This is a genomic window from Pseudomonas helleri (genome assembly GCF_001043025.1).
GTDB lineage: Bacteria > Pseudomonadota > Gammaproteobacteria > Pseudomonadales > Pseudomonadaceae > Aquipseudomonas > Aquipseudomonas helleri.
Window position 1 is genome coordinate 17,312 of sequence record NZ_JYLD01000019.1, and the last position, 9,959, is coordinate 27,270.

Genomic DNA, 9,959 nt, shown 5'->3' on the forward strand with positions numbered 1-9,959 from the left:
GCCAATCATTTCGGAATTTTGTCTGCGTGATCAGTTATGCAGATTCTATCGCGAGGCGAAGGCGTTCAATAAAAAACGAAGGTGCTCAACACAAACATTGAGCACCTTCGGCGTGCGTTGAGCGCCTTCAGGGAGTGGTGGGAAGCTCCCATGCCCATCCGCCCTGCATTCCTGTTTTGTGTGAACGTATACCTAGCTGTTTCTGGGCTCTGCGAAGTGACGCCGAAGAAATGCAACGCTCTTCAGCTAGAGCTATCAAGTCATTGCTTGCAACAGGCCCAGCTTGCAACGTCTCTTTAAGGAAGCTGCAGGCCTCTTGAGTAGCTGATACGGGCCTGGCGTCACCCGTTTGCTCAATAGCAGCGAGAATGGCTTCAGCGCTTCCTTCGATAGCATCTCCCCATCGGATGCAGGTTGTTTCCAGCTGCTCGCCTATAACGACGGGCTCAACGAAATACTCAATCCCTCCGCTATCAATCGAAACGTTGGATTTGGCTCGGACAAGCACCCTGGCTTCTGAATTCTGATCTTTCTCTGCCACCAGTACAGTGCGAGCGAGCGCGGAGAATGCCTGGCTGCCGATCACACGATTAGCTGCGGAGGACTGGCCCGAACCTTTGCTTAGGTGAGATATGCCGAGGACAGCACAACAATGTCGTTCTGCAAAATCCACTACCATTTGCAGCCCCTGCCGAACTTCGTTTGCTCGGTGCATGTCCCCACGAATGAGATTGATCAGGGGGTCGAAAATCAGCAATGAGACGCCGTCAATCCGTGCGGCTGCTTCATTTAAAAGGGCAAAGTTGGCAGCAGGATCAAACTGTCGCCTATTCCCACTCTGATCCCTTAGCCCCTCAATTACGTGCACGCGGTTCAGGTCTGCGTCTGCAGCTATGAGGCGAGGAATGATGGTGTCAGCTATACCATCCTCGCCGCTCCAAATTACAACGTTGCCTGCTGCGTCACCTATGCTGCCGTCTGGCCAGTCCGCTCCTCTACTAAGCCTGGCGGCCAGCGATATTGCCAACGTGGTTTTACCGCACCCACCTGCGCCGGCAAGAATGGATAGCTTTGCCCTTGGCAGCCAGCCTGGCCAAATCCACTGGATCTTTTCCACTGGAATATTGACCGCTGCTGTGAGTTCTACCGTCCAGCCTGGCTGTTGAGGTGTTCGGCGCTGCATTACAGCGCCTCCCTTTGCCGAATCCAAGCTTGGATTTCGCTGTTTTTCCAGCCGACGCTGGAACCGCACAAAAGGCGTTGTCGCGGGAAAAGGCCCTCCGATATTTTGCGATAGATCGTTGAGCGTTTTAGGCCGACGATTGCTTCGACATCGCGTAAGCGAAGAATTTTGTCATCGTCGCCGACGTCGTCAAAGTTGCTAACGTGCATTGCCATAGGTTTTGAGTCCTAGGTCCTGAAGCGTGGGGCAGCGTCCTCCGGCACTACTGCTAAAAAGGGTAAAAGACGGAAATCGGCTGGCTATTTAGCGAGCACGGGCATTTGCCACACGCATAGGTATATGCGCGTTTCCGAGATAAATGTTCGGTAGCGTCGGAGGTCGTTGTGGGCTACAGAAGTTCTAGGGCCCTAAGGCTTCTAGTGGCAGAACGGGCTGAGGGTGTTCTGACCAGATACGCAAATCAACCAATGGCAGCTGATGCGGCCCGTTCAGCGGATGCGAACGAGGCGAAAGTTTTTAACGTCGTTACCAGGGCGACGTGGCGGACCGTTGCGGATCGATAGGGATCGCTTGGGACGGACAATTTTTAACATGAGAGTGCCGGGCTGGCAATCAGCAGATGCTCTGCCTTGGTTGGGTAAGGGGCCCCAACCAAGGCAGTAGTTGACTGAGTGCTCAGCGTTTTATCGGGCTTAACTAGTCATCTGTGGCGATATCGAGTTTGGGCAGCGCCTTGACGATTTTCTGGGTTTCCAGGCTCACGGTGACCACGCGCTGGAAGAGCTCCAATGGATACTTGGGGTTGCCCATGGTTTCGTTGGCCCAGTCGTTGGCGTCGTTGACGATGCCGCTGGCCTTGTCGATACGCACCGCTTGGCGCTCCATCACCCAATCGAGTGCGGCTTTGCCGTTGACGACGTAATCCCACGCCGCTTCAGGAATGCCCTTTATGGTGATGCGGTGGTTGTAGATGACGGTGGTCTTGTCGCCCTTCTTGGCGAACTTCATCTTCTCCACGCGGTAATCGGCATTAGTCAGCGTGTCCTTGGCCTCGATGGTCAGCGGGTAGGGCGCGACGGTTTCGTAGTTCAGGTGAAGTTCGGCCAATGCGCGGCCCGCCTTGCTGAAAGCCCAGAAGTCGACGGCTTTCTTCACTGCCGGAATGCGTGGCAGTTCCTTGCTCAGGTTGTCGGCATAGCGCTCCCGGTAGTCGGGCGAATGGAGGATGCTGTAGACGTAGTAGAACAGGTCTTCTTTGCCGATCTGCTCGCCGGGATAGGCTGTATTGAAGTGTGCAAGGCCGGCATCGGTGATGGCATCTCGGCGGCGCAGCCCACTTTCAACCGGCTCTGCAAAGAGGTCGTCATCTGAGGCTTGGGCGGCTTCGTCGTAGAGGTAGAGGGGAAAGCATTGCGTGCCTCCATCGGTCTGTAGTTCTGGCGGGCGGTTCACCATTAACGCAAGTTGACCAAACTCGGCGGGGCGTTGCTTAACCATGATGAGACAATTTTCCGCCTTAGCGTTCGGGAAGATGCGCGGCATCTGGCCAACACGGTGTACTACGTTCGAATCATAAGAGAAAGCCTGCTTGGTAAACGGCCGGTAGACCATGGTTCCAATACAATCTGGACGGAGCTTCAGCATGGTTGCGTCAGCGGCATTAGCAAACAAACTGCTCGTCCAGCTAATTTGCGTCGCATCGTTGGATAACAATGGCTTTATCTGGTCGATTCGCTCCTTTTTTGATCCTTGGAGGGATGCGGCACCAACGCGCTGAATCTCTTTGTTATAGAAGTCCAGCATTGATGCTACGTTGAGTTTCACCTTCGACTCACTGGAGTTGATGACCCATGCATCCCGCCCGGTCTCCAGCCCTCTGGTGTAGTTTTCAAAAAGTACTTCCGAAGTTCTGTCGTCCTTATCGCCCAAGACGATGAACTGGCCAAAGCTATTATCACGCTGCTTCAACCAATCACCATGCTCGTCGGGGACTACGTGCTGCCAGCCTGGAATGCCGGCCACACTGGCATAGCTGACTATCTTCTCCAGCTTTTCTTCGCGGCTGAGATAGTCGCCGATATCGTGGAAATAGATCTGGCCGTGGGTTACCGCTTCGGGGTTCTTGACCAGCAGCGAGATGGCAATTGGGGCACGGCTGCCACTACCAAAAATCTTCCCACCTTCCTTACGTGAGGTTTCGCCACTGGTACGCTGGTTGCCACGTAGGTGGAACACATAGAGGCTGGAGAACTCATCCACCAGGCACTTGCGTAGGCCATCTGCAGTATTGGCTTCTACGAAGCCTGCGTTGGTAACGAAACCGATGATGCCGGCATCACCAATACGGTCACTGGCCCAGCGAATGGAGCGGATATAGCTGTCATAGAGTGCGTTCTTGTTGTTCGCGTCTGAACGAGCGGCATAGGTTGTTCGAATGCGCTCATCCAAGCTTGGATAAGGGACGTTAGCGTTGTTGGCGTTGGCGTCACCTTGGCCGACTGAATAAGGCGGATTGCCCACAATCACGCGTATATCCAAATCCTTCTGCCGCTTACGCCGGGCGCTGTTGTCCTCCAACAGCGCGTCTACCAAATCGTCCTTCTCATACATCTGGAAGGTATCGGTCAGGCAGATGCCTTCAAATGGGGCGTACTCGTCGATTACTTCGCCGTGGTAGGCCGCTTCGATATTGATGGCGGCAATGTAGTAGGCCAGTAGTACCAGCTCGTTAGCGTGGATCTCGTGCCGGTATTTGTGCGGCAACTCTTCCGGCTTGATCAGGCCAGACTGGATCAGGCGGGTGATGAAGGTACCGGTGCCAGTGAACGGGTCGATGATGTGGACGCCCTTACTGCCCAGGGTTTGGCCGAACTCCTGTTGCAGCAGGTGGTTGACGCTGTGGAGGATGAAGTCCACCACTTCGACCGGGGTGTAAACGATGCCCAAGCGCTCGGTCATCTTGGGGAAGGCGTTGCGGAAGAACTTGTCGTACAGCTCGACGATGATCTTCTGCTTACCCTGGGCGTTGTCGATGCCGGCAGCACGCTGACGCACACTAGCGTAGAACTTCTCGAGGGTATCGGCTTCCTTGGCCAGGTGATGTTCGTGAAGCGCGTCCAGTACGCCTTGCATGGCCTTGGACATGGGGTTGTGACTGGCAAAGCTGTATTCATCGAACAACGCATCGAACACTGGCTTTGTTACCAGATGCTGGGCAAGCATTTCGACGATCTCGCCATCGCTGATGCTGTCGTTGAGATCATCGCGCAGCTCTGCGGCGAAGGCCTCGAAAGTCGCTCTCTCCTGGGTATATTCAGGGTTCTCCAAAATGCCCTGGATACGGTCGATATGGGTGCGGGCGATCTTGGCGATATCGTTGGCCCAGTCTTCCCAGTGGTGGCGGTTGCCGCACTTGTCGACGATCTTGGCGTAGATGGCCTTCTCGATTTCCCCTACCTCATAGGCCAGCTCGGCCTGCTGGGTCATCTGGCCTTCGACATCGTACTTAGCGCGTTTCTCACCAATGCCGTACTGACCTTTACCTGCCTGGCCGTTGCTGGTGCCGCTAGCTTTCCTGGCCTTTTTCTCGGCCTTGTCGGTGATGGCGATGACTTCCATCTTGCGCGGGTCAGAGCCGATCAGATCGAGCTTGTTGACCATGGCGTCGAAGCTGTCGTCGTGCGAGCGCAGTGCCTGGAGCACCTGCCAGACGACCTTGTAGGTCTGATTGTCGTTGAGGGCTACATGGGGTTCCGTATTGGCTGGGATAACCACCGGCAACACCACATAGCCACGCTTCTTGCCTGGTGCGTTGCGCATCACTCGGCCTACGGATTGCACCACGTCCACTTGGGAGTTGCGCGGAGTGAGGAAAAGCACCGCGTCCAGTGCCGGTACGTCCACGCCCTCAGACAGGCAGCGCACGTTGCTAAGGATGCGGCATGTGTTGGTGGGTGGTTCTTCTTTCAGCCAGTTGAGCTTGGCTTCTTTCTGGCTGGCGTTCATGCCGCCATCGACGTGTGCGGCTTCACAGATGATGCGCGAGCCCTCGTCGATCTCTTCGGACTCCTGGTAAGCCTCAACCACCGACTGGAACATGCTGGCGATGTTGATCGAGCTGACCTTGTGCTTGGTTCCTTTGTAGTTAGGCGAGATGACCTGGCAGAAGGCCACAGCGCGCTTCATGGGCTGATCATCACCCACAAGATTTTCAGCTAGCCCTTGTTTGGCCAGCGCCTTCCAGCAGCCGACGATCTTGGCGGCGTCGTCCACCTTGAGTTGATTGTCTTCGTCCTTCAACAGTTCCTGAAGCCGACGATTGATAACGCTCTCTTCAACAGTGAGTACCAGAACCTTGTAGTCGGTGAGCAGACCGCGCTGAACAGCCTCGGAGAAGTTGATGACGAACAACTCTTTGCCGTAAAGCGCTTCGTCATCCATCGAGCACAGGGTGACTTCACCAGACTCGGCCTTGATCTTGGCGTTGTCGCCGTAGATGCGCGGCGTAGCGGTCATGTACAGGCGTTTGGTGGCACGGATGTAGTCGACATCATGAATGCGAACGAAGGTGCTTTCGTCATCATCGTCGAAGGTCGCGCCGGTTGTGCGGTGGGCTTCGTCGCAGATCACCAGATCGAAAGCGGCCAGGCCATGATCAGCCTGGGCGCGGCTGATTACGTCGATGGAGTGATAGGTGGAGAACACCACGCTCATGTGCTCGGAATCGTGACGCTTGAGCATTTCTGCCGCGAGGCGATCTGCCTTGGTAGTGGCCGGGTATCGCAGTTCATGGGTGAACACCTGAACCGCGTCATCCTCTGCTTTTCGCTTCTTGCCTACGTCACTGTCGGAGCAGACGGCAAAGCTGTGGAGCGGAGTGGCGCTTTCCTGCGTCCATTCGGTAAGGGTCTGCGATAGCAGCGACAGGCTGGGCACCAGGAACAGTACACGCTTACCCTTGCCGGCCTGCTGCTCGGCAATTTTCAGGCTAGTGAAGGTCTTGCCGGTGCCGCAGGCCATGATCAGCTTGCCGCGTTCGGCGTCCTTGAGGCCAGCGGCCACGGCATTCAACGCGGTTTGCTGGTGCGCGCGCAGCTGCTTCTTGGCCTTGAGAGCGACTGCCTGATTGGGCTGGTACTTGGCCCAGTCTATCTGGCTGTCTTCCAGGGCTTGCAGATCGATTTTACTGACTGGAGGCTGCTGGCCCTGCAACGCGTCCTCGGCGTGCTCGCTCCAGTTGTTGGTGGTGGCAACAATGACGCGGTGCGAGAACGGCGCTTTGCCCGAGGCGGTGAAGAAACTGTCTATGTCCTTCTTCTGGACTTTGTAGTCCTCGGCGTACAGCTTGCACTGGATGGCGTGGTACTCGCCGGTGCCCTGGGTGCGAGCCACTAAATCAATGCCCGCATCCTTGCCACTGAGGCTTTGTTCCTTCGCCCACTCCGCAAACGTCCATACTTTGTCATAAAGGTCGCGGTAGGTGGCTTCGTTGCGGAGGTAAGTGCAAATCAGCTCTTCGAAGTAAGTACCTTTTTCGCGTTCGGTGACAGAAGCGCTGCGGTAGGTATTCAGCAAAGCTGATAAGGCTGACATCGGTAGGAATTCCTTTTGGACTGCGTCTGGCGCATTACAGGCGCCAAATCGGCGCAGTTTAGCAATTCAGCCAGTACTGGAGCGATAAGATAGTGCTCGTATTAGCTTGAGGGCTCGCTGGCTGATGGGGGCGCTTGCATTCAGCGTTTTATCGAGTCCAAAAAGTCGGCCCAGATCTGCATCATTTCACGCCGCTCTGGCAAGAAGCTGGTTCGATCGTACGCACGTCCCAGCGGATTTTTTACCGTGTGAGCAAGCTGATGCTCCAAGAGATCTGGGCGAAATCCCAGCACCTCCGCACCTATGGTTCTCGCTGTCGCACGAAAGCCGTGCCCAGTCATTTCGTCGCCGCTGATGTCCATGCGGCGTAATGCGCTGAGTACGGCATTGTTGGACATCGGCCGGTCGCCTCCTCGTGCCGAGGGGAAGGCGTATCGATGTCTGCCGGTGAGTGGTTTCAGCTCGCGCAGAACAGCGATTGCTTGCTGGCTCAGGGGAACCAAATGGTCCGGACGATCCTGTTTGGTGGCAGTGAGCCCTTTCATCTTGTGGCCGGGAATCAACCACTCGCCCGCATCCAGATTGACCTCCGACCACTCCATGTGGCGCAGGTCGCCGGGCCGGCAGAACAGCAATGGGGCCAGTTTGAGTGCACAACAAACAGGCATTGTTCCCGTGTAGCTATCCAGTGCTTTGAGCAGTGCCCCGAGTTTTTCAGGATCGGTCACGGCAGCAAAGTGTTTCACCCGCTTGGCTGGGAGCGTCCGTGAGAGATTCCCTATCTGGTTGGGCGGGGTGATGCCGGCAGCTTCGGCGAACTCAAAAATCTGTTTGTAGATCTGGGCAACACGACGCGCCGTCTCGCGAGCGCCGCGCTTGATGATGCGCTGGAGGTTTTCGACCAGCATGGGCGTGCTGATGCTGCTAATCGGGAGTTTTCCCAGCCAGGGGAAGGCATTGAGCTCAAGGCGCTGCCGTACAGTCCGGGTGTACTCCGGGTCCCAGGAGGATTCGCGAATATTGAGCCACTGCGTGGCAACCGATTCAAAAGTGTGCTGGTGATCAAGTTGGCTGACCACCTTGGCCATGCGTCTTTGCAGCGAAGGATCTTGGCCGCTGGCAAGTTGGACACGAGCGTCATCACGTTTGCGCCGAGCTTCCTGCAAGCCGACCTCAGGGTAAACACCAAGAGCCAGGCGTTTTTCCTTTCCCAGAAAACGGTATTTCAAGCGCCAGTAACGGCCTCCGTTGGGCTGCACTTCAAGGTACAGACCCTGTTCGTCGTATAGCCGATAGGGCTTGTCCTGGGGCTTAGCGTTGCGGCAGTTGGTGTCTTTCAGGGGCATTGGGGGCACATCCTCTCCGAGCGAGCTGATGAGCGTTTTATGCCCCCATATATGCCCCCGTCAACTGTGGGATGCCCTGGGATCAGGTGGGAAAACGCGGGCAAGAAAAAAGCCGTAAAGCTTTGATTTCTCTAGGCTTTACGGCTTTTCTGGGTCTTCTTGGGAAGACAAATTGGTGGAGCCGGGGGGATTTGAACCCCCGTCCGCCAGTACTCCGCTGTCGGTACTACATGCTTAGCCGTTTCTATTAAGTTAACCCTCAGCGACCCGAAGGGCAGGGTGCTTTGGGCGAGTTGTGTAAGTTTTAGCCGCTTCGTCCACAACGTACTGCACGGCGATCCTGTTCTATATGACAATCACTTCAGGTTTACAGGCATCCCCTAGTGATTGCTGGACCCGAAGGTACCAGGAGGATGGCTAAGGCAGCTTACGCTGCGAGAGCTTGACCCTCGTAGGTTTCGTCATTGGCAACTATAAGTAGTTGCAACAGTGGATTTACGAGTTCTGTTACCAACTCGGCATGCACCTAGAGTTTCGCAACCGGCGTCGAATCCTAAACGGCCCCGATGCTTGCTGGCCGTAACCAGCAAGCTGCGCAGTCTACGCCAATTCGGCGCAGAAGGCCAACCTCAAGGGCTTACTTATCGTCGCCGCCTTTGGTGAGGTTTTGCAGTTTCTGCAGGGCTTGGGTGGTGGTCGCGATGCAATCTTCTGTTTTACCCGCCGCTTGTTCACCTTTGGCTTTTTCGACCATGGCGTCGATGTCACCTTTGGTGTTTTCGCTGGTGGCAAGAAGGGTGGCTTGGGCATCGGCGATTTTTATCAGGTTGATCTGGCAGAGGTCATCTGCCGCAAACACCGGAGAGGCCAACATTGCAGCGGATACAAACAGACCAGCCAATGCGGTACGTTTCATAGGGTCAAGCTCCTTTTGCACAGTAAGGCCCGGTGGCTCCGGGCTCGGTTATAGGCCCCAATCATTAGGGTTCAAGCTAATTGACTATAGCCACGCTCTGGAGTTCTGCCTGCGTTTGGCCAGTATTTGATGAATTTTTTTGTGCCCAAAAAGGGGGCGTTTTCAGGCGGTTCGTAGGCCTGATCCCTTTCCTTCTTATGAAACTTCCTAGACACTCTCGTTCGCTTGCGCCTGTCCAGTTCGGGGCATAGTCTCGGCCCATCGCTGCACATCAGCGGTCGGGTTTAGTCGCCCGGCTTGTAAACTTGGCGCAAGGCGCTACCTCTACGAGGCCCTTTTCTAGGGCCTGCGTTTTATGGTGGCCGTGCGCAGGGCACTTTCGAGTGCGCCGGTTTCCAAGTTTGCCGGTCGACTAACCTGCGTACGGCTGCCTCCCCATCGTTAGTCGCGATTTAAGGCAGCTCCCTAAACTTGGAGAGCGCTATGAAAAAGATTGTCCCCGATCCACCTGCCTTACCCTCGCAAGAGGCTGTTCAGTGCGATGCACTGTCGTTAGACCGCGCGGCCACCGAGCGCGCCCTCAATTACTACCTGCACGACCATAAGCCTCCACGGCACGTGGATCAGGCCACGTATGCCATACCCGACAACGTCAATGTAGAAGCGGCTTTGGCCCAAGCGTCAGACTTGTTGCGCTGCGCGGGTGCTTCGGCGTGTGAGGCGGGGAATGGTTTGAGCGGGCATGCGCGCAGCTTGGTGTTGTCGAGCATGCATTTGGTGGAGTTGGCCAAAGCGTATGTGGATAAGTCGCTGGATGGGTTGACGACGCACTAGAGCAGCACGCGCCTGAGTGCAAGCAGGCGCGTCCTATTGACCTCATTTCTGTGGGAGCGGGCTTGCTCGCGATAGTGTCGGCGCGGTC

Annotated in this window: 6 protein-coding genes and 1 other RNA gene; 1 reads left to right on the plus strand and 6 read right to left on the minus strand. The window is 55.9% G+C overall.

All coding sequences use genetic code 11. From position 1 onward, the window contains the following. Positions 1-127: 127 nt before the first annotated feature. From TU84_RS22805 to TU84_RS22825, 6 genes are all read right to left on the minus strand, one after another. Positions 128-1,183: an AAA family ATPase gene (locus TU84_RS22805; protein WP_033898246.1), complete on the minus strand. Its 1,056-nt coding sequence runs from the start codon at positions 1,181-1,183 to the stop codon at positions 128-130. After that, on the minus strand, positions 1,183-1,398 hold the full coding sequence (locus TU84_RS22810) for a helix-turn-helix transcriptional regulator (protein WP_019817960.1): 216 nt from the start codon (positions 1,396-1,398) through the stop codon (positions 1,183-1,185). Before TU84_RS22810 ends, TU84_RS22805 begins: the two co-directional genes overlap by 1 nt. Before the next feature lie 481 nt (positions 1,399-1,879). Beyond that, positions 1,880-6,775 carry a DEAD/DEAH box helicase gene (locus tag TU84_RS22815; protein ID WP_048373217.1) on the minus strand — a complete coding sequence of 1,632 codons (4,896 nt, stop codon included), beginning with the start codon at positions 6,773-6,775 and terminating at the stop codon, positions 1,880-1,882. A 140-nt stretch (positions 6,776-6,915) separates the two neighbouring features. Continuing rightward, a complete protein-coding gene (locus TU84_RS22820) occupies positions 6,916-8,121 on the minus strand; it encodes a tyrosine-type recombinase/integrase (RefSeq protein WP_033898248.1) in 1,206 nt (401 codons plus the stop codon). Between the two features lie 173 nt (positions 8,122-8,294). Further along, positions 8,295-8,686: a transfer-messenger RNA gene (gene ssrA, locus TU84_RS25805) on the minus strand. 72 nt (positions 8,687-8,758) lie between these two features. After that, the gene (locus TU84_RS22825; RefSeq protein ID WP_048373218.1) at positions 8,759-9,037 is read right to left on the minus strand and encodes a hypothetical protein; all 279 of its coding nucleotides are present in this window, start codon (positions 9,035-9,037) and stop codon (positions 8,759-8,761) included. Positions 9,038-9,520: 483 nt separating this feature from the next. Between TU84_RS22825 and TU84_RS22830 the strand changes: the two genes are divergently transcribed. Further along, complete coding sequence (locus tag TU84_RS22830) at positions 9,521-9,871, plus strand: DUF6124 family protein (RefSeq protein ID WP_048373219.1); 351 nt, start codon at positions 9,521-9,523, stop codon at positions 9,869-9,871. Positions 9,872-9,959 lie beyond the last annotated feature (88 nt).

Coding starts and splice junctions, on each gene's coding strand:
- TU84_RS22810 (WP_019817960.1), bottom strand. CDS start 1,398: ATGGCAATGCACGTTAGCAACTTTGACGACGTCGGCGACGATGACAAA.
- TU84_RS22815 (WP_048373217.1), bottom strand. CDS start 6,775: ATGTCAGCCTTATCAGCTTTGCTGAATACCTACCGCAGCGCTTCTGTC.
- TU84_RS22820 (WP_033898248.1), bottom strand. CDS start 8,121: ATGCCCCTGAAAGACACCAACTGCCGCAACGCTAAGCCCCAGGACAAG.
- TU84_RS22805 (WP_033898246.1), bottom strand. CDS start 1,183: ATGCAGCGCCGAACACCTCAACAGCCAGGCTGGACGGTAGAACTCACA.
- TU84_RS22825 (WP_048373218.1), bottom strand. CDS start 9,037: ATGAAACGTACCGCATTGGCTGGTCTGTTTGTATCCGCTGCAATGTTG.
- TU84_RS22830 (WP_048373219.1), top strand. CDS start 9,521: ATGAAAAAGATTGTCCCCGATCCACCTGCCTTACCCTCGCAAGAGGCT.